14 protein-coding genes are annotated in these 18,255 nt (G+C 61.6%); 7 read left to right on the top strand and 7 right to left on the bottom strand.

Annotation, left to right across the window (positions count from 1 at the left end; genetic code table 11):
- Positions 1-26: 26 nt before the first annotated feature.
- Positions 27-2,339: a 5-methyltetrahydropteroyltriglutamate--homocysteine S-methyltransferase gene (metE, locus tag ACODTD_RS10545; RefSeq protein ID WP_489104819.1), complete on the bottom strand. Its 2,313-nt coding sequence runs from the start codon at positions 2,337-2,339 to the stop codon at positions 27-29.
- A gap of 111 nt (positions 2,340-2,450) precedes the next feature.
- Between metE and metR the strand changes: the two genes are divergently transcribed.
- Positions 2,451-3,368 carry a transcriptional regulator MetR gene (metR, locus tag ACODTD_RS10550; protein WP_007953158.1) on the top strand — a complete coding sequence of 306 codons (918 nt, stop codon included), beginning with the start codon at positions 2,451-2,453 and terminating at the stop codon, positions 3,366-3,368.
- Here metR and ACODTD_RS10555 read toward each other — a convergent pair.
- The 4 genes from ACODTD_RS10555 to nosR are packed head-to-tail and all read right to left on the bottom strand — an operon-like array spanning position 3,352 to position 6,397.
- The gene (locus tag ACODTD_RS10555; RefSeq protein ID WP_011335759.1) at positions 3,352-3,882 is read right to left on the bottom strand and encodes a GNAT family N-acetyltransferase; all 531 of its coding nucleotides are present in this window, start codon (positions 3,880-3,882) and stop codon (positions 3,352-3,354) included. The genes metR and ACODTD_RS10555 overlap by 17 nt on opposite strands.
- Positions 3,883-3,884: 2 nt before the next feature.
- Positions 3,885-4,523 carry a LysE family translocator gene (locus ACODTD_RS10560; protein ID WP_011335760.1) on the bottom strand — a complete coding sequence of 213 codons (639 nt, stop codon included), beginning with the start codon at positions 4,521-4,523 and terminating at the stop codon, positions 3,885-3,887.
- A gap of 23 nt (positions 4,524-4,546) precedes the next feature.
- Positions 4,547-4,981 carry an NUDIX hydrolase gene (locus ACODTD_RS10565; protein ID WP_489104820.1) on the bottom strand — a complete coding sequence of 145 codons (435 nt, stop codon included), beginning with the start codon at positions 4,979-4,981 and terminating at the stop codon, positions 4,547-4,549.
- 60 nt (positions 4,982-5,041) lie between these two features.
- On the bottom strand, positions 5,042-6,397 hold the full coding sequence (gene nosR, locus ACODTD_RS10570) for a response regulator c-di-GMP phosphodiesterase, NosR family (RefSeq protein ID WP_201816395.1): 1,356 nt from the start codon (positions 6,395-6,397) through the stop codon (positions 5,042-5,044).
- A 255-nt stretch (positions 6,398-6,652) separates the two neighbouring features.
- Between nosR and ACODTD_RS10575 the strand changes: the two genes are divergently transcribed.
- The 5 genes from ACODTD_RS10575 to ACODTD_RS10595 are packed head-to-tail and all read left to right on the top strand — an operon-like array spanning position 6,653 to position 14,949.
- A complete protein-coding gene (locus tag ACODTD_RS10575; RefSeq protein WP_489104821.1) occupies positions 6,653-8,926 on the top strand; it encodes an EAL domain-containing protein in 2,274 nt (757 codons plus the stop codon).
- A complete protein-coding gene (locus ACODTD_RS10580; protein WP_489104822.1) occupies positions 8,923-10,797 on the top strand; it encodes a putative bifunctional diguanylate cyclase/phosphodiesterase in 1,875 nt (624 codons plus the stop codon). Before ACODTD_RS10575 ends, ACODTD_RS10580 begins: the two co-directional genes overlap by 4 nt.
- On the top strand, positions 10,794-11,738 hold the full coding sequence (locus tag ACODTD_RS10585; protein ID WP_489104823.1) for a cytochrome-c peroxidase: 945 nt from the start codon (positions 10,794-10,796) through the stop codon (positions 11,736-11,738). Before ACODTD_RS10580 ends, ACODTD_RS10585 begins: the two co-directional genes overlap by 4 nt.
- Positions 11,735-13,549 carry a DAHL domain-containing protein gene (locus ACODTD_RS10590; RefSeq protein ID WP_489104824.1) on the top strand — a complete coding sequence of 605 codons (1,815 nt, stop codon included), beginning with the start codon at positions 11,735-11,737 and terminating at the stop codon, positions 13,547-13,549. Before ACODTD_RS10585 ends, ACODTD_RS10590 begins: the two co-directional genes overlap by 4 nt.
- The gene (locus tag ACODTD_RS10595) at positions 13,546-14,949 is read left to right on the top strand and encodes an ATP-binding protein (RefSeq protein WP_011335767.1); all 1,404 of its coding nucleotides are present in this window, start codon (positions 13,546-13,548) and stop codon (positions 14,947-14,949) included. The genes ACODTD_RS10590 and ACODTD_RS10595 overlap by 4 nt, the downstream gene beginning before the upstream one ends.
- Before the next feature lie 7 nt (positions 14,950-14,956).
- On the opposite strand, the gene ACODTD_RS10600 is transcribed toward ACODTD_RS10595, so the two are convergent.
- Together ACODTD_RS10600 and ACODTD_RS10605 are read right to left on the bottom strand one after the other, a co-directional pair.
- A complete protein-coding gene (locus tag ACODTD_RS10600) occupies positions 14,957-16,282 on the bottom strand; it encodes an APC family permease (RefSeq protein WP_011335768.1) in 1,326 nt (441 codons plus the stop codon).
- 207 nt (positions 16,283-16,489) lie between these two features.
- Complete coding sequence (locus ACODTD_RS10605) at positions 16,490-17,311, bottom strand: carbon-nitrogen hydrolase family protein (RefSeq protein ID WP_489104825.1); 822 nt, start codon at positions 17,309-17,311, stop codon at positions 16,490-16,492.
- 125 nt (positions 17,312-17,436) lie between these two features.
- Here ACODTD_RS10605 and ACODTD_RS10610 point away from each other — a divergent pair, with 125 nt between their 5' ends.
- A complete protein-coding gene (locus ACODTD_RS10610) occupies positions 17,437-18,237 on the top strand; it encodes a helix-turn-helix transcriptional regulator (protein WP_011335770.1) in 801 nt (266 codons plus the stop codon).
- Positions 18,238-18,255 lie beyond the last annotated feature (18 nt).

Here is an 18,255-nt window from a genome sequence, read left to right on the forward strand (position 1 = left end):
GTTCGCCGCTCCCTGTCTCTTGCGTGTTACGCCAACTGACTGCGCAACTGCCGCGCCGCCGCGACCATGTTGACCAGCGCTGCTTCGGTCTCCGGCCAGGCCCGGGTTTTCAGCCCGCAGTCGGGGTTGACCCACAGGCGCTTGGCCGGAATCCGTTTTACGGCTTTGCTCATCAACTTGACCATCTCGGCAGTGTCCGGCACCCGCGGCGAGTGGATGTCGTAGACACCCGGGCCGATGTCGTTCGGGTAGTCGAACGCTTCGAAGGCCTCGAGCAATTCCATGTCCGAACGCGAGGTTTCGATGGTGATCACGTCGGCGTCCATGTCGGCAATCGCCTTGATCACATCGTTGAATTCGCTGTAGCACATGTGGGTATGAATCTGCGTTTCATCCTTCACGCCCGAGGCTGTCAGGCGGAACGCCTGCACCGCCCAGTCGAGGTATTCCTGCCATTGTTCACGGCGCAGCGGCAGGCCTTCGCGGAACGCGGCTTCGTCGATCTGCACGATCCTGATCCCGGCGTTTTCCAGGTCCACCACTTCGTCCCGCAGGGCCAGCGCCAGTTGTTGCGCCTGGACTTTGCGCGACACGTCTTCGCGCGGGAACGACCACATCAGCATGGTCACCGGACCGGTCAGCATGCCTTTCATGACCTTGTCGGTCAGGCCCTGGGCATAAGTGATCCAGTCCACGGTCATGGCGTTAGGACGGGACAGATCGCCATAAATCACCGCCGGTTTCACACAGCGCGAGCCATAGCTCTGCACCCAGCCGAAGCGGGTGAGCAAGTAACCGTCTAGCTGTTCGGCGAAGTACTCGACCATGTCGTTGCGCTCGGCTTCACCGTGCACCAGCACATCCAGGCCCAGGCGTTCCTGCACCTGCACCGCGTGGCGGATTTCGCTGCGCATGGCATCGTGGTAATCGTTGGCCGACAGCTTGCCCTGCTTGTACGCCTGACGGGCCAGGCGGATCGAACCGGTCTGCGGGAACGAGCCGATGGTGGTGGTCGGGAACGTCGGTAACTTCAAGCGAGCCTGTTGCGCGGCGATGCGTTTGGCGAACGGCGAATGACGCTGGCTGTCGCTGGCGTTGATCGCCTCGATCCGCGCTTGAACTTCGGCCTTGTGAATGCGCGGCGAACGGGCGCGGCTTTGCTGAATGGCGCGGCTTGCGGCCAGTGCGCTTTGCACGTTCGGCGCTTGCGGGTCGTTCAGCGCATCACGCAACACCGAGATTTCGCTGCACTTCTGCACGGCGAACGCCAGCCAGCTTTTCAGTTCCGGATCGAGCTTGTCTTCACGCTCGACATCCACCGGGCTGTGCAGCAACGAGCAGGAACTGCTGACCCACAGGTTATCGCCAAAACGCTCCTGCGCCGGTTGCAGTTGCGCCAGCGCCTGCTCCAGTTCGCAGCGCCAGACGTTGCGTCCGTTGACCAGACCCACCGACAGAATCTTGTAGGTCGGCAGGCGATCGAGCACCTGACCGAGTTGCTCCGGTGCACGCACCGCATCGATGTGCAGGCCTTGCACCGGCAGGCCGACGGCCAGACCGAGGTTGTCTTGCAGACCGCTGAAATAGGTCGCCACCAGTTTCTTCAATGGCGAGTACTGAAGGATGTGATAGGCGCGTTCGAAAGCGCTTTTCCAGGCTTGCGGCAGGTCGAGGGTGAGGATCGGCTCATCGATCTGCACCCACTCCACGCCCTGTGCCGCGAGACGACCGAGGATTTGGTTGTACACCGGCAGCAGGCGCTCGAGCAGATCGAGTTTGTCGAAGTCGTTGCCTTTCGCCTTGCCCAGCCACAGGTAGGTCAGCGGGCCGATGATCACCGGTTTGACGTTGTGACCGAGGGCTTTGGCCTCTTCGACTTCATCGAACAGCTGTTCCCAGCTCAGCTTGAACTGCTGGTCGGCGCTGAATTCCGGGACCAGGTAGTGGTAGTTGGTGTCAAACCACTTGGTCAGCTCCTGGGCGAATTGAGTCTTGCCGTGCTCACCGCCGCAGCAGGACGACGTGGCGCCACGGGCCATGGCAAACAAGGTGTCGAGGGTCGGCAGGCCGCGCTCGTCGCGCACAGCGTCGAAGCGCTCAGGGATCACACCGAAGGTCAGCGAGTGGGTCAGCACCTGGTCGTACCAGGCAAAGTCGCCGACCGGCAGCAGGTCGATGCCGGCGTCCTTCTGCAGTTGCCAGTGTCTGGCGCGCAGTTCGCGGCCGACCTGATTCAGGGCGGCCTGATCAAGATCACCTTTCCAACAGGCTTCGAGGGCTTTTTTCAGTTCGCGGTCGGCGCCGATGCGCGGGAAACCCAGGGTGTGTGCCACGGCCATGTCGAGTGTTCTCCATTGCGTAAAAGATGGCGCCATTGTCGACAGCCAGGGCAACATGAGACAAACTCAACCTTTTCGTGTTGATCACAAATTTTCCTCATGGAGCCGGCAGTGCTTGAGATCCGTCACCTGAAAACCCTGCATGCCCTGCGCGAAGCCGACAGCCTGGTGGACGCAGCCGACCGCCTGCACCTGACCCAGTCGGCGCTGTCCCACCAGTTCAAGGAGCTGGAAGAGCGCATGGGCATGCCATTGTTCGTGCGCAAGACCAAACCGGTGCGCTTCACCAGCGCCGGCCTGCGCCTGCTGCAACTGGCCGACGCGACCCTGCCGCTGCTGCGTGCCGCCGAACGTGACATCGGGCGTCTGGCCGGTGGCACTGCCGGACGTCTGCACATGGCGATCGAATGCCACAGCTGCTTCCAGTGGCTGATGCCGACCATCGACCAGTTCCGCGATGCGTGGCCGGAAGTCGAACTCGACCTCGCTTCGGGTTTCTCGTTTGCACCGCTGCCGGCGCTGGCAAGGGGCGACCTGGATCTGGTGGTGACGTCCGACCCGCTGGAAATCGCCGGCATCACCTACGTGCCGCTGTTCACCTACGAAGCCATGCTTGCGGTCGCCAATCAGCACGCGCTGGCTAGCAAACCGTACATCGTTCCCGAAGACCTGCTGACCGAAACCCTGATCACTTATCCGGTGGAACGCGACCGGCTGGACATCTTCACCCGCTTTCTCGAACCGGCCGACATCGAACCGGCGCAGGTACGCACCTCGGAGCTGACGGTGATGATGATGCAACTGGTGGCCAGCGGCCGTGGCGTGTGCGGCATGCCGCACTGGGCGCTGCATGAATACAGCTCGCGGGGTTACGTGAAGGGCAAGCGGTTGGGCGAGAAAGGTCTGTTTGCCACGCTGTACGCAGCGATCCGCGCCGACATGCTGGATGCGCCGTACATGCGCGACTTCCTGCTGACGGCCAAGGACACTTCGTTCTCGACCCTGGATGGGGTCAGCGCGGTTCGTTGAGGCTGGCGGTTGGCACGAAAGGCGCGCACCACATGTGGATCTTGTCGAAGTAGTCCTCGCCGACCCGCACCGCCATCGGTTCGAGGCCGAACTGGATGAAGCCGCAGCGCTGGTACAACTTGAACGCCGCGTCATTGCCGGCGGTGACGGTCAGTTGAATGACTTTCAGCGCCGGATGCTGCTGCGCTTCACCCAGCACCGCCTCCATCAGTTTCAAACCCAGACCGCGCTGGCGATACTCGGCCGACACATACATGCCGAACACCGTTGCCTTGTGCCGGGCCTTCTCACGAGGCTCAAACGCCAGGCCGACGATGCCCGCCAGCCGGCCGTCCTCGAACGCGCCGAACACCGCGTCGAGCTTGCTGGTCAGGCGTGATTCCCACCAGCTCAGCGGCATCACTGCGCGCTCGCGCACGCTGGAGGTGAACGCCTGCGGATGCCGGTCATAGGCTTCCAGCATCAGTTCGCGATAAGCCAGCGCATGACTGGCGTCCAGCCGTTCGATCCACATGCTCAAGCCGACCGGCGCTGTTCAAGCATCAGCCGTACGGCCAGACCGCCGAGCACAAACCCCATGAAATAACGCTGCGCCGCCAGCCAGGTCGGATTGCTGACGAACCACGAAGCGATGCCCGCCGCGAACAGCGCGATCAACAGATTGACGCTGAAACTGACGCTGATCTGGGTCAGGCCGAGAATGATGCTTTGAGTGAACACCGAGCCGTGTTCCGGGGTAATGAACTGCGGAAATACCGAGAGGTAGAACACCGCGATTTTCGGGTTCAGCGCGCTGGTTAGAAAGCCCATGGTGATCAGTTTGCGCGACGAATCCGCCGGCAGTTGCTGCGCCTCGAATGGCGAACGGGCGCCGGGCTTCACCGCCTGCCACGCCAGCCACAACAGGTACAGCGCACCGGCCCACTTCAACACTTCATAGGCCATCGGCACCGCAAGAAACACCGCGGTCAAACCGGCCGCCGCCGCGAACAGATGCACGAAGAACCCCGCCACCACGCCGAGCAGCGAGGTCACCCCGGCGCGCCGCCCCTGACAGATCGACCGCGAGATCAGGTAGATCATGTTCGGCCCTGGCGTCAGTACCATCAGCAGGGCGGCGGCGGCAAAAATCAGCAGGTCTTGAAGCGGGATCATGATGAAGTCCTTTGCACGAATGATCAGGCGATCGCGGTCAGCGAGGCTCGATAAAACGGCAGGATCAGGTCGCGTGTCAATGGGGCGAGAACCACATCGCCGTCGGTGGCAGGATCAATCCAGATCACCTCTTCGATCTCGGCGGCCGGGGAGACTTCGGCGTCGATGGTCAGCTGAAAGATCTCGGCCTGCACGACGAATCCCGGCTCGTTGGCGGCGGGTGCCGAGAACAGGCCGAGAAAGCTCGCCTGCGCCGGATCAATCACCAGCCCCAGCTCTTCTTCCAGCTCACGGGCCAGCGCATGCACCGGCAGCTCGTGGGCCTCGATCTTGCCGCCCGGTTGCATGAACGCCGTGGTGTTGCGCTTGCGCACCAGCAGGGTCTGGCCGGCGGAGTTGAGCAGCAGCGCGGCGGCAATACGAATGATGCGAGGGGAAACAGCGAATACAGAGGTCATGGGGCAGCCACCGGCCTTGAGAAAAACCGCAAGGATCCCATGCCGGTCGCGTCAGCGTCATCACCCCTGGGCCAGAAGCACGCTCTCCCCCTCCTCCGGCACTTTCACGAACACCTTGTATTTAGCGCCCTCCATGGCTTCGAAACTGATCAGTTTGTCCACCAGCAAAGCACTCAGCACCTTGCCGGCATTGAGCAGCAACATGCCGTTGTCGGCGTTGAGATTGCGCGCCAGGATCATCCCCGCTGCCAGCTCCCGGGTGCCCAGCACCCTGACGCTCGGATCGATCAGCGTGATATCGCTGACCGTCGCACACACCTTGACGAAGTCCTCGATCAGCTCAGGATCATAGACTTTGCCGGCGTACTGGCGCAGGTACAACAGCGCTTCATCGCTGTTCATCTGCCGTTCGAGAATCAGCCCGCGCTGCAACTCGACGAAATCCACCGCCAGTTTCAACAGCCGCGAGCCCAGGGGAATGGCCTCGCCCTTGAGCCGGTCCGGGAAGCCTGTGCCGTCCCAGTGTTCCTGATGGTGCAGGATCAGCCGCGCCGCGTCCTTCATCGGGTCGAGGGTCATCAATAGCGATTCGCTCTGTTTCGGATAGGCACGGTAGCGGTCGCGCTCTGTGGAGTGCAGCAGGTCCGAGGGCGTGGTCATCATGCTGTCAGTCCAGCTCAGTTTGCCGATGTTGTAGAGCGCCGCCGCCATGGTCAGGTCGCGGCTGGCGGCTTCGTCCAGCCGATGAACCTTGCAGTAGCCGCGTACCAGCTCGATGATCTGCCGGTTGGTCTGCTTGGCCGGCGGCAGACGCAAATTCGCCAGCAGCGAGAACACTTCGGTGCCGGTCACATAACTGTGTTTGAGCTCCTCGTAGGCCAGGTCGAGCATGTCGGCGGTCTGCTGCAGTTCGGCGGTACGGGCGGCAACGTGTTTTTCCAGGGTGCTGTTGAGCAATTTCAATTGTTCGTTTTGCACTCGCGTCAGTTTTTCCAGACGTTCGCGCTCGCGTGCCAGATGCTGATGCTCGAGGGCCTGACGCAAGGTCAGGAGCATTTCCTCGTCGTTCCAGGGTTTGCTGATGTAACGGTGGATCTGCCCTTCGTTGATGGCCTTGATGATCGCCGAAGGGTCGGCGTAGCCGGTGAGCATGATCCGCGCGGTCGCCGGGTACAGCTCATGAACGCGAGCCAGCAGCGTGGCGCCATCCATGTTGGGCATGCGCGCATCGCTCATCACCAGATTCACCGGTTGCTGCTCAAGGATTTCCAGAGCCTGGGCACCGCTGGTGGCCAGCAACACGTCATAAGGCTGGCCGCGCAGCAGACGGCGCAGGCTGTTGAGGATCGGTTCCTCGTCATCGACCAGCAGCACTTTGGGCCGGGGCGGCGAAATCGGGGCGGACGGCTCTTCCATGGCGAAGCCTCGTGAAAAACGTTGGACATGACTGATGCGCCGACAGACCTCCCCGCTTGCCCGCGCCTGAACCAAAGGCTAGATGATTTTCGCCGGGGCCGTGTAAATCCTCTGTTACACCGCGACAGGCGAAGTTGCGTCCCTGCAACTATGCTCAAGTGGCGGGACGACACCATCGGCCTGCGCGCAGGCATGGGATGAGGGGAAAGGGATGCTCCCGATGACGAATGTGCGTGTACAGGCGGGTATTGCGTCATGAGTGCGCAACCCAGCCCTATCAACCGTCGTGTGCTGATCGTCGACGATACCGCGTCGATCCATGAGGATTTCGCGAAAATCCTCAAGTCGGCCACAGTTACAGACGACAGTCTGGACGAAACCGAAAACCTGCTGTTCGGCGATCCGACCTCCGCTCCCGCCGCCCCCAGGGATCCTTTCGAGCTGGACTCGGCCTATCAGGGCCGCGAAGCGCTGGACAAGGTCGAAGCCGCACTGGCCGCGGGGCGTCCCTACGCCATGGCCTTCATCGACATGCGCATGCCGCCGGGCTGGGATGGCCTGGAAACCATCGAGCGACTGTGGCAGGTCGACCCCAAGCTGCAAGTGGCCCTGTGTACCGCTTATTCCGATTACTCCTGGGAGGACATTGACCAGCGGCTGGCCCTGACCGATCGCCTGCTGATCCTGAAAAAACCCTTCGATGCGATCGAGATCCGGCAGCTGGCCAGTGCCCTGACGGTCAAGTGGCAGATGACCGAAGACGCCGCCATGAAAATGAACCTGCTGGAGCAGGCTGTTCAGGAACGCACGCGGGAGTTGTCCGACGCCAACATCATCGTGCAGAACAGCCCGACCATCCTGTACCGGCTGCGCGGCGAGCCGTCGTTTCCGTTGATGTACATCTCCCACAACATCACCCGATACGGGCATGTCGCGGCTGATCTGGTGGGTTCGGCCAACTGGGCGCAGACGCTGATTCACCCGGACGATCAGGTCAGTGTCGATACCGCCATGGGCCGGGTGCTCGATCGCCATGCAGAGGGCGCCTCCATCGAGTTTCGCCTGCGAACCGGCGAGGGTGGCTGGCGCTGGGTGGAAAACCGCTACATCCCGGTACGCGATCACGACGGCCGACTGCTGGAAGTCGAGGGGATCATTCTCGATATCACTGAACGCCGTCTGGCCGAAGAAAAGATGAACCTGCTGGCCCGTACCGACGGTCTCACCGGGCTGGCCAATCGCGCCACCCTGATCGAGCGTCTGCATCAGGCCTTCGCCGCCGCGCGTCGGGGCGCGGCACCTTTTGCGGTGTTTTATCTGGATCTGGACCATTTCAAGCGGATCAACGACACCCTAGGCCATCCGGTCGGCGATTTGCTTTTGCAGGAAGTGGCGCAGCGGATCAAATCGAATGTGCGGGAAAACGACGTAGTCGCGCGGCTGGGCGGTGACGAATTCGCGATCCTGCAGTTGGATGTCAGCGACCCGACCCAGTCCGCCACCGTTGCCACCAAGATCCGCGATGCACTGTCGCAGCCTTACCACTTGACGGGCAATGCCGTGCACACCTCCGTCAGTATCGGCATCTGCCTCTACCGGGCCACAAGTCTGGATGCCGACAGCCTGCTGGCCGGCGCCGACATGGCGCTGTACCGCGCCAAGGAAACCGGGCGCAATCAGTACCAGTTCTACTCCGAGCAAATCACCCGGGAAGTGGCCGAGCGCATTACCCTTGCCGAAGAGTTGACGACAGCGCTCATTCAGGGAGGACTGAAGCTCGATTACACGCCGGAAGTGGACATGCACAGCGGCAGGATTCTCGGCATGGCCGCGCAGGTCAAATGGCAACATCCCAGGCTGGGTCTGCTGCCGGCGTCGGCCTTTGTACCGGCAGCGGAAAAGACCGGTGCAATCATCCCGCTCGGTCGCTGGATACTGGATCACGCCTGCTGGCAGATGCGCCAATGGCAAAACGAGGGAGTGGCGCCTCCGGTGATGGCGATCAGGATTTCCCTGGCGCAACTCAAGAGCGGGCCCGAGCTCATCTATGACGTGCTGCGCACCACCGCCCGTTGGGAGCTGGCACCGTGGGATCTGCGTTTCGATGTCACCGAAGCGACCCTGGCCCAGACCAAATGGACTCACAACGATGTGCTGCCGCGCCTGAGTGAGCTAGGGGTGAAGATCGCCATCGACGATTTCGGCACCGAATACTCATCGTTCGATTATCTGAAAACCTACCGGGTCAATCACCTCAAACTCTCCCAATCCCTGATCGACAGTGCGGCCCAGGATGAAGGCAGCGCCAATACCCTGCGCGCGATCGTCAATTTCGCCCGGGATCTGGCGATCGACATCAGCGCCGAAGGCGTCCGGCCCACAGATCGGGATGACGCCCTGGCCTCGTCGGCACCGCTGAAAAACGTGCAAGGCGTTTGCTTCAGGGAAGCGATCAGCCCCGAACAAGCGGCGCGTCTGCTGAAGGGCGGGAACGCGACTGCCCCGCTGCCCAGGGAGGATGAGGGATGAAAACACCTTTTCCCCAGACCAACCGGCGCATTCTGATCGTCGATGACACCCCGGCGATCCATGCCGACTTTCGCAAGATCCTGACCCCGGATACCCACGGTGAAGCGGATCTGAACACGCTTGAGCAAACGCTGTTCGGCACCCGCCAATCGCCGCACCTGACGTTCCAGCTCGACTCCGCCTATCAGGGCCAGGAAGCACTGAAACTGGTGCAAAACGCACTGGACGAAGGCCGGCCCTATGCCCTCGCCTTCACCGACATGCGCATGCCGCCCGGTTGGGACGGCCTGGAAACCATCGAAAAACTCTGGGCAGTCGACCCCAATCTGCAAATTGCGCTGTGCACCGCCTATTCCGACTACAGCTGGGAGGCCATGGCCGAACGCCTGGAGTTCGGCGATCAGTTGCTGATCCTGAAAAAGCCGTTCGACACCCTGGAAATCCGCCAGATGGCCAATGCCCTGACGTGGAAATGGCAGCTCGCTCAGGACGCGGCACTGAAGATGCTCAACCTCGAGCAGACCATCGAGGCCCGCGTGCACGAATTACTCAAGGTCTCGCGCCTGTTGCAGTACGACAGCCTCACGGGGCTGCCCAACAGCACCTTGCTCGGTGACCGTCTGACTCAATCGCTGGCCGCTTGCCGGCGCCATGACAAACAACTGGTGGTGATGTTTCTCGGGCTGGATCGCTTCAAGCGCATCAACAATGCCCTGGGCCATCCGGCGGGCGACGAGATGCTCAAACGGGTCGGCCAGCAATTGCTCGCCTGCGTGCGCGAATCGGATTCGGTCTTTCGTTATGGCTCCGACGAATTCGTGGTGATGCTCAGCGACATCAATCACCCGCAGCAGTCGCGCAGCATCGCCGAGAAACTACTGAGCGCCATCCGCGCTCCACAGACAATCGTCGGGCATGACGTGAGCGTCACGGCCAGTCTGGGCATCAGCCTCTACCCCGATGACGGGCTCGAGGCCATCGAGCTGATCAAGAAAGCTGAAACGGCCATGCGCAGCGCCAAGGAAAACGGACCGAACGAAATCGGCTTCTTCATCGAAGCCATGAACCAGCGCGCCCGGGAACAGCAAAGCATCGAGTCGGGCATTCGCCAGGCCCTGCAACGCCAGGAATTCGTCTTGCACTACCAGCCGAAAATCGATCTGGCCAGCGGCCGGGTGGTCGGTGCCGAGGCACTGGTGCGCTGGCAGAAACCGGGGCATGGCTGGGTCTATCCCTCGGAGTTCATCCCGGTGGCCGAAGACAGCGGCCTGATCGTGCCGCTGAGCAAATGGGTGCTGGCCGAGGCCTGTCGTCAGACCCGTGAATGGCAACAGGCGGGCTTGCCGCCGATTCGCATGTCGGTCAACACCTCGGCCATCGACTTTCGTCAGCGCCACTTCGTCGAGGGCATCGAGCAGGTGCTGGCAGAGACCGGACTGGATCCCCGTCTGCTGGAACTGGAGATTACCGAAGGCGTGCTGATGCAGAACGTCGACGCGACGATGAGCGCGCTGAACCGGCTGAAGGCGCTGGGCGTCCGGCTGGCGATCGACGACTTCGGCACCGGCTATTCCAGCCTGAGCTATCTGCGCCGGTTTCCCATCGATGTGCTGAAGATCGATCAGTCGTTCATTCGCGGTCTGAGTCACGACAGCAGCGATGCGGCGCTGGTCGGCGCGATCATCAGCCTGGGCAAGAGCCTGAACCTGAACGTCATCGCCGAAGGGGTGGAGACCGCGCAAGAATTGGCGTTCCTCAAGGATCACCACTGTGAGGAAGGTCAGGGCTACTACTTCAGCAAAGCCTTGCCGGTGGACGCCTTTGCCCGATTGCTGGCGTCCGCCCAACCTGGTCCGTGGGGTGGTTCATGAATTGCCCGGCGTTGTTTCTACTGTTCGCGCTATGCGCAAACACCCTCGCCGCGCCACTGGACGAGCCGCTCAAGCCCTTGCCGGCCATCCCGTCACAAGACCCCAAGCGGGTCGAACTGGGACGTCAGCTGTTCCATGACCCACGGCTGTCGATCAACAACACGCTGTCTTGCGCCAGTTGCCATCAACTGGATAAAGGCGGCGCCGACACCCGCGCCTTCTCCAATGGTTTCGGTGGACAACCGGTCGCCGTCAACACACCGACCGTGTTCAACGCCAGCCTCAATTTCCGCCAGTTCTGGGACGGTCGCGTCGAAACCCTGGAAGAACAGAGCAACGTCGTGATCACCAGCCCCCACGAAATGGGCAGCGACTGGAACACGGTCGTGCAACGGATCGCTGACGACGCAGCCTATGGTCAAAGCTTTCGTGCCGCCTACCCCGATGCCGTGAACCGGGCCAATATCCAGAATGCGCTGGCCACCTATGAGCGCACGCTGCTGACCCCCGGCTCCCGTTTCGATCAGTACCTGCTGGGCAATACCGATATCCTGACCCTCGAAGAAAAATACGGCTATCAGCGTTTCAAGGAGTACGGCTGCATTGCCTGCCATCAGGGCGTCAACATTGGCGGCAACATGTTCCAGAAGTTCGGCGTGTTCGGCGACTACATCGCCGATCGCGGCAACCCGACAGTAGCCGACCAGGGCCGCTTCAACGTGACCGGTGACGAAGCCGATCGCGCCGTGTTCAAGGTGCCGAGTCTGCGCAATGTCGCCCTGACCGCACCGTACTTCCATGACGGTTCGGCGCCCACCCTCGAACGGGCGGTTGACGTGATGTTCCAGTATCAGTTGGGGCGCATGCCCAGCGAAGAAGACAAGACCCTGATCATCCTGTTTCTCAAGACCCTGACCGGCCAGTGGGAGGGCAAGCCATGATGAAGGTTTCACGCCGTGTCAGCCTGCTGTTGCTCGGTCTCGTCACCGTGTTGCTGGCCTCGATTCTGGTGTTTCTGTACCTGAAATCGAGTTCCGAGCAGACGACGGCCTATACCGAATCCCGGGATCTGATCCGCCAGATCAAGCAACAGGATTCGTTGTGGGAAAACGAAATCCTCAAGGCCCGGGTGGCGCTTTCGCACAATTACGATCCGTTGATTTCACCCATGAACGAAATGAACCGTTTGTGGGAACGCTTTGACACCATGGAGTCCGGCCACGGGCGCAGCGACTCGCAACAATGGAACGAGGCTCACGACACTTTTCTCACGGCCATGCAGGAAAAGACCCGGCTGGTGGAACAGTTCAAGTCGCACAACGCCCTGTTGCGCAATTCCCTGGCGTTTCTGCCCACAGCCGAAGATGACATTCAGGCGCAACTGGCTGACCTGTCCGACCTCGACAAGATCCAGGTGCATAACATCGCCACCGACACCTATGACCTGCTGCTCAGCGCCTTGGAGTTTTCCCAGGTCACCTCCGACGACAAGGCCGCCGACATCGTACTGGGCTTGAACAAACTGGCGGTGAATGCGCAACGCCTGCCCCAGGACTTCCAGGCCCCGATCCGGATCCTGAGCAATCACATCAGCCTGATTCTGCGCGAGCAGCCAATCGTCAACCGGTTGCTCGAAGAAATAGAGGCGATCCCCGTGGCCGAGCGTCTGGACAACATCACCACCATGCTCAACCAGGATCAGCAACAGGCCGAAAAAATCGACCGTAAATATCACTTCTATCTGCTGCTGTTTTCCGTCCTGCTGATGTTGTCGCTGTTGTGGCTGGCCATCCGCCTGATCCGCAGCTTTGCCGAGATCAACCGGGTCAACGCGGCCCTGCAAACCGCCAACGATGTGCTGGAGCAACGGGTCGACGAGCGCACTCGGGAGCTCAAGAACGCCCAGAGCGAACTGCTCGACGCCGCGCGCCAGGCCGGCATGGCCGAGATCGCGACCAACGTGCTGCACAACGTCGGCAACGTGCTCAACAGCGTGAACATCTCCTCCGACCTGATCTCGCGCAAACTGCGCAGCAGCAAGGCGCAGGGGCTGGGCAAGGCCATGCAACTGATCAACGAACACCCGGACGATCTAGGCCATTTCCTCAGCGAAGACCCCAAGGGCAAGCTGCTGCCCGGCTACCTCAATCAACTGGTCGGCGCCATCGCCCAGGAGCAGCAGGAGATGGTCGACGAACTGAACCAGATGAACAAAAGCGTCGATCACATCAAGGACATCGTCGCCACCCAGCAATCCTATGCCGGGGCCAACAGCATGACCGAGCCGCTGTACATCAACGAGCTGCTCGAAGACGCGCTGCGCATGAACGCCGGCGCCCTCACCCGGCACCACGTCACGGTGGTCAAGGAATACGCCGAAGTCCCCCAGGTGATGGGCGACAAACACCGTTTGCTGCTGATCCTGATCAACCTGATCAGCAACGCCAAGTACGCGATGTCCGACCTCAGCAACCGCCCGCGCACCATGACCCTGGGGGTAAAGATCGTCGACGACAGTTTTCTGGAAATCAGCGTCAGGGACGACGGCGAAGGCATCGCACCGGAAAACATGACGCGGATCTTTGCCCACGGTTTCACCACCCGCAAGGAAGGCCACGGCTTCGGCCTGCACAGCTGCGCGCTGGCGGCCATCGAGATGAACGGCCACCTCACCGCCCACAGCGACGGACCGGGGCTGGGCGCCTTGTTCACCCTGCAGATTCCGCTGATCACCGTTACGGAGAACGCATGAGCGAGCTGTCTAACCGCCGCATCCTGCTGATCGATGACATGCCGTCGATTCACGAGGACTTTCGCAAGATCCTCGCCCCGGCGCCGGCGCACTCGGCAAAACTGGACGAGATGGAAGCCGCCCTGTTCGGCGTGCCCGCCAAACCCCGGCAAGCACCTTTCGAGCTGGATTCGGCCTACGGTGGAGAGGAAGGCCTGGCCAAACTCAACCTGGCCCTGCAGGAGCAATGCCCGTATGCCCTGGCCTTCGTCGACATGCGCATGCCGGACGGTTGGGACGGAGCGCGCACCATCGAAGAACTCTGGAAGCAGGATCCGCAGTTGCAGGTGGTGGTCTGCACCGCCTATTCGGATTACTCCTGGGACGAACTGCTGGATCGTCTGCACGCCCATGACCGACTGCTGATCCTGAAAAAGCCCTTCGACAACATCGAAGTCCAGCAGATGGCCAACACCCTGCTGACCAAATGGCAGATGACCGAACGCGCGTCCCTGCAGATGCATCACCTGGAACATCTGGTGGATCAGCGCACCGCCCAGTTCCGGCAGGCCAGTGAAGCCTTGCAGCGGGAAATCGATGAGCGCAAACAGCTGGAAGGCCAACTGGTGCAGTCGGAAAAACTCGCCTCGCTGGGTCAACTGGCCGCCGGGGTGGCCCATGAAATCAACAACCCGATCGGCTTCATCTCCTCCAACCTCGGTACGCTCGACGGCTACTTCCAGCAACTGCTGGCGATGCTCGGCGCCTATCACACCGCCGGGCAGAACTTGCCCGCCGAAGCCGCCGCGCAGTTGCAGCAATTGCGCGAGCGTCTTGAACTGGACTATCTGCTGGAAGACATCCCGACGCTGATTCGCGAATCCAAGGAGGGCATTGGTCGGGTCGGACAGATCGTCCGGGATCTCAAGGATTTCTCCCGAGTCGACAGCCATCAGGAATGGCAGTGGGCCAATCTGCAACAAGGCATCGAATCGACCCTGAATATCGTCGCCGGCGAGCTCAAGTACAAGGCCGATGTGGTCAAGGAATATCAGGATCTGCCGGACATCGAATGCCTGCCCTCGCAAATCAATCAGGTCATCATGAACCTGGTGGTCAACGCGGCGCAGGCCATGGGCCCGGAGCGCGGCACCATCACCCTGCGCACCGGCGTGCAGGGCGAAACGGCAATCATCGAAGTGGCCGACACCGGTTCGGGCATCGCCCCCGAGACCTTGCAGAAAATCTTCGACCCGTTCTTCACCACCAAACCGGTGGGCCAGGGGACAGGCCTGGGCCTGTCCCTGTCGTATGGCATCGTGAAGAAACACGGCGGCGATATTTCCGTGCGCAGCACGTTGGGCGCCGGCACGACGTTCCGCGTGCAGTTGCCGTTGCGCCAGACCCGCCCGGCCGCCTGATGCCGGGTCAGGCAGCTTCCTGAAAATCCATCTCCGGCGGTTGTCGGCGGAAGCCACCCGTAAGCACCGCCAGGTACACCACGCCAATCGCCAGCCAGCTCAGGCCCAGATACACCGCCAGGTGATCGAGGCTGACCATCAGCCACAAGTCCGCCGCCAGGCCGATGAACGGGAAGATCAGGAACAGGATCAACTCGCGCAAGCCTTTTTTCTCGCCGCCGATCCAGTAGTGAAAAATCACCGACAGGTTGACCAGACTGAACGCCAGAAACGCGCCGAAGTTGATGAACGAGGTCGAGGTGGTCACGTCGAGTTTCAGCGCCAGCAAGGCCACCACCGCACACAGCAGGATGCTGTTGACCGGCGTGCCGAAGCGCTCGTGCAAGGTGCCGAAGAATGACTTGGGCAGCACACCGTCACGGCCCATCGCGAACAACAAACGCGAACCGCTGGCCTGCGCCGACAGACCCGAGGCGAACTGACCGACGATCAGGCCGATCAGGAAGATCGACACGAACAGATCACCGCCAATGTTGCGCGCAATCTCGTAGGCCGCCGAGTCGACGCTGTCGAACTGGAACGAAGGATGGGCGATCTGCACGAAGTACGAGACGCCGACGAAAATCAGCCCGCCGATCAGGGTGATCAACATGATTGCCCGAGGGATGGTGCGACGTGGATCGCGGGTTTCTTCGGTGAGGGTGCTGACCGCATCAAAACCGAGGAACGAATAGCAAGCGATGGCCGCGCCGCTCATGATCAGCGGCATTTGCATGTCGCCATTGAAGAACGGTTTGATCGACCACAGCGGCTGGCTGGCATCGCCGCCGACGTAATGCACGCACAGCCCGACGAAGGCGATCAGCACCAGGAACTGCACCAGCATCAGCAAGGCGTTGATGCCGTTGGCCAGCTTCAGGCCGATGATGTTGATCGCGCTGGTGATGCCGATGAACGCCAGCACCCAGATCCACTGCGGGATCGACGGGAAGGCCGACGCGAGGTACGCGGCGCCGATCAGCCAGATCGCCATCGGCAGAAACAGATAATCGAGCAGCACTGCCCAACCGGCGATGAAGCCGAGTTTCGGGCTGATGGCCTTGCGCACGTAGCTGTAGGCCGAGCCGGCCACCGGAAACGCGGCGGCCATGCGCCCGTAGCTCATGGCGGTGAAAAACATCGCCACCAGCGCCGCCAGATACGCGGCGGGCACCATGCCGGCGGTGGACTGGGCGAGGATGCCGAACGTGCCAAGGACAATGATCGGCGTCATGTAGGCGATGCCGAACAGCACCACCGACCCTAGTGAAAGGGTGCGTTGCAAACGAGCCATGGGCGACTTACTCCGGATTTTATTGGATTTATGGCAGAGGCCGAGTTCGGCGAATGTTTCGGGTGTTGCGTTGTTGTTCTTGGGTCAAACAGATGTGTTGTCTGGACGGGCCCCATCGCGAGCAAGCTCGCTCCAACAGTGACCGCGTTCCCCTGTGGGAGCGAGCTTGCTCGCGATGGCGCCAGCCGTGGCGCCACAGGATCAGGATCAGCGCGAGGGGATCAGCAGCTCACGTACTCCGCAGGCGTGTTCAACCACCTCCCCCGGCAACCTCAACCGCTGATCATCCAGATACCGATAATCCTTGCGCGCCAGCTCCAGCTGGCCGAAATCCAGCTCGACACTGAACCGCCCTTCCTCACGCCCGGCTTCGAACAGCAGCGTGCCCAGCGGATCCACCAGCGCACTGCCGCCGGCAAACATCAACCCGTCATCCCCGGCTTCCACACGGTTGACCATCAGCGCAAACGCCTGGTTTTCCTGGGCCCGGGCCATGATCGCGGTGCGGTGGGTCGGGCCGTAGGGGTCCATGTTGCCGTTGGTCACGATCAGCAATTCGGCGCCCAGTTGCGCCAGGGCACGGGCCGACTCCGGGAACTCGATGTCGTAGCAGATCAGCAGACCGACCCGCACGCCGTTCCACAGGCACGTGGCGTAACGGTCGCCGGCCTCGAACACACCGCGATCAGAGGCCCAGAGGTGGGTCTTGCGGTATTTCAGGGCAATGCCTTCGGGAGTAATCAGCAGCGTGGTGTTGTAGTAGCGGCCGTTGTCGTTTTCGGCCATGCCGATCACCACGGCAATGTTGCGCTCACGGGCGGCAGCCTGCACGGTGCTGACGCTCGGGCCGTCCAGCGGTTCGGCGATCTGCGCCACGGTGTCGGCGGTCGGAAAGCCCATCAGGTGGGTCTCGGGGAACACGATCAATTGCGTGTCGGCGGCGCAGGCCGCCATCGCCGCGAGGGCGCGTTCGAGGTTGTACGCCGTGTCTTTGTCACGGCCCGCCAACTGGGCGAGTTCGACTTTCATGGGTAGTCCTTGTTATGAGCGCCGGGCGCCGAAAGATTGCCCGGCGGCTGTCTGTGGGCCAGTATGCTTCGCATTCGACCGGCCCGGGAATTACGCGGCCGGGGTAACCCGATAGGGGTAGAGGCATGACTCTTTCGTTTGACGACATCACCTGGCACCGCGCCGTGGGGCAGTTGATCGACGCCCTCGACAAGCCGAATTTCTGGGCGCAACTGGTGCGCCTGCTCGACCAGTACGTGCCGTTCGATAGCTGGGTGGCGCTGCTGTTCAGCGCCGACCGCCACCCGCAGGTGTTCGCCGAATGCCCCGGTGCCGACGGCAGTCCCGACCAATTGTTTCAGGACTACTTGCGCGGTCTGTACCTGCTCGACCCGTTCTACATCGCCTGCCGCGAGCAATCGCGCACCGGGTTGTATCGCCTGTCGGAGGTCGCACCGGAGCACTTCGAACTGACCGAGTATTACCAGCGATACTTTCGTCTGAATGTGGTGGCCGACGAAATCCAGTTCAATTGCCAGCTCGAGGGCGACCGCACGCTGTGTCTGTCACTGGGCAGCCAGCAACGCTTCACCGGCGAGCAGATTGCCCTGCTGTCGCTGATCCAGCCGTGGGTGCTCGGCCTGTTGCGCCAGCGCCTGCCCTATGAAATCAACGAAACCGTGGCCCTCGCCCCGGCGCCTGCGCAACCGGACTGGCGGGTACAGCTCGAAGCGTCGGTGCAGCAGCTCAAGGGCGCGCAACTGACCGCCCGGGAACTGGACGTCGGGCGCCTGATGCTCAGCGGTTGCTCCAGTAAAGAAATCGCCCGTAAGCTGGAAATCTCTGTTGAAACCGTGAAAGTCCATAAGAAACACATGTACAGCAAGCTGGGGATCAAATCCCAGTCGGAGCTGTTTTCGATCTTTCTGCAGGCGCAGAACGCCTGACTGCCGCAAAAAAACCGT

The sequence above is a fragment of the Pseudomonas sp. FG35 genome (assembly GCF_057809295.1).

Coding starts and splice junctions, on each gene's coding strand:
- metE (WP_489104819.1), bottom strand. CDS start 2,339: ATGGCCGTGGCACACACCCTGGGTTTCCCGCGCATCGGCGCCGACCGC.
- ACODTD_RS10555 (WP_011335759.1), bottom strand. CDS start 3,882: ATGTGGATCGAACGGCTGGACGCCAGTCATGCGCTGGCTTATCGCGAA.
- ACODTD_RS10560 (WP_011335760.1), bottom strand. CDS start 4,523: ATGATCCCGCTTCAAGACCTGCTGATTTTTGCCGCCGCCGCCCTGCTG.
- ACODTD_RS10565 (WP_489104820.1), bottom strand. CDS start 4,981: ATGACCTCTGTATTCGCTGTTTCCCCTCGCATCATTCGTATTGCCGCC.
- nosR (WP_201816395.1), bottom strand. CDS start 6,397: ATGGAAGAGCCGTCCGCCCCGATTTCGCCGCCCCGGCCCAAAGTGCTG.
- ACODTD_RS10575 (WP_489104821.1), top strand. CDS start 6,653: ATGAGTGCGCAACCCAGCCCTATCAACCGTCGTGTGCTGATCGTCGAC.
- ACODTD_RS10580 (WP_489104822.1), top strand. CDS start 8,923: ATGAAAACACCTTTTCCCCAGACCAACCGGCGCATTCTGATCGTCGAT.
- ACODTD_RS10585 (WP_489104823.1), top strand. CDS start 10,794: ATGAATTGCCCGGCGTTGTTTCTACTGTTCGCGCTATGCGCAAACACC.
- ACODTD_RS10590 (WP_489104824.1), top strand. CDS start 11,735: ATGATGAAGGTTTCACGCCGTGTCAGCCTGCTGTTGCTCGGTCTCGTC.
- ACODTD_RS10595 (WP_011335767.1), top strand. CDS start 13,546: ATGAGCGAGCTGTCTAACCGCCGCATCCTGCTGATCGATGACATGCCG.
- ACODTD_RS10600 (WP_011335768.1), bottom strand. CDS start 16,282: ATGGCTCGTTTGCAACGCACCCTTTCACTAGGGTCGGTGGTGCTGTTC.
- ACODTD_RS10605 (WP_489104825.1), bottom strand. CDS start 17,311: ATGAAAGTCGAACTCGCCCAGTTGGCGGGCCGTGACAAAGACACGGCG.
- ACODTD_RS10610 (WP_011335770.1), top strand. CDS start 17,437: ATGACTCTTTCGTTTGACGACATCACCTGGCACCGCGCCGTGGGGCAG.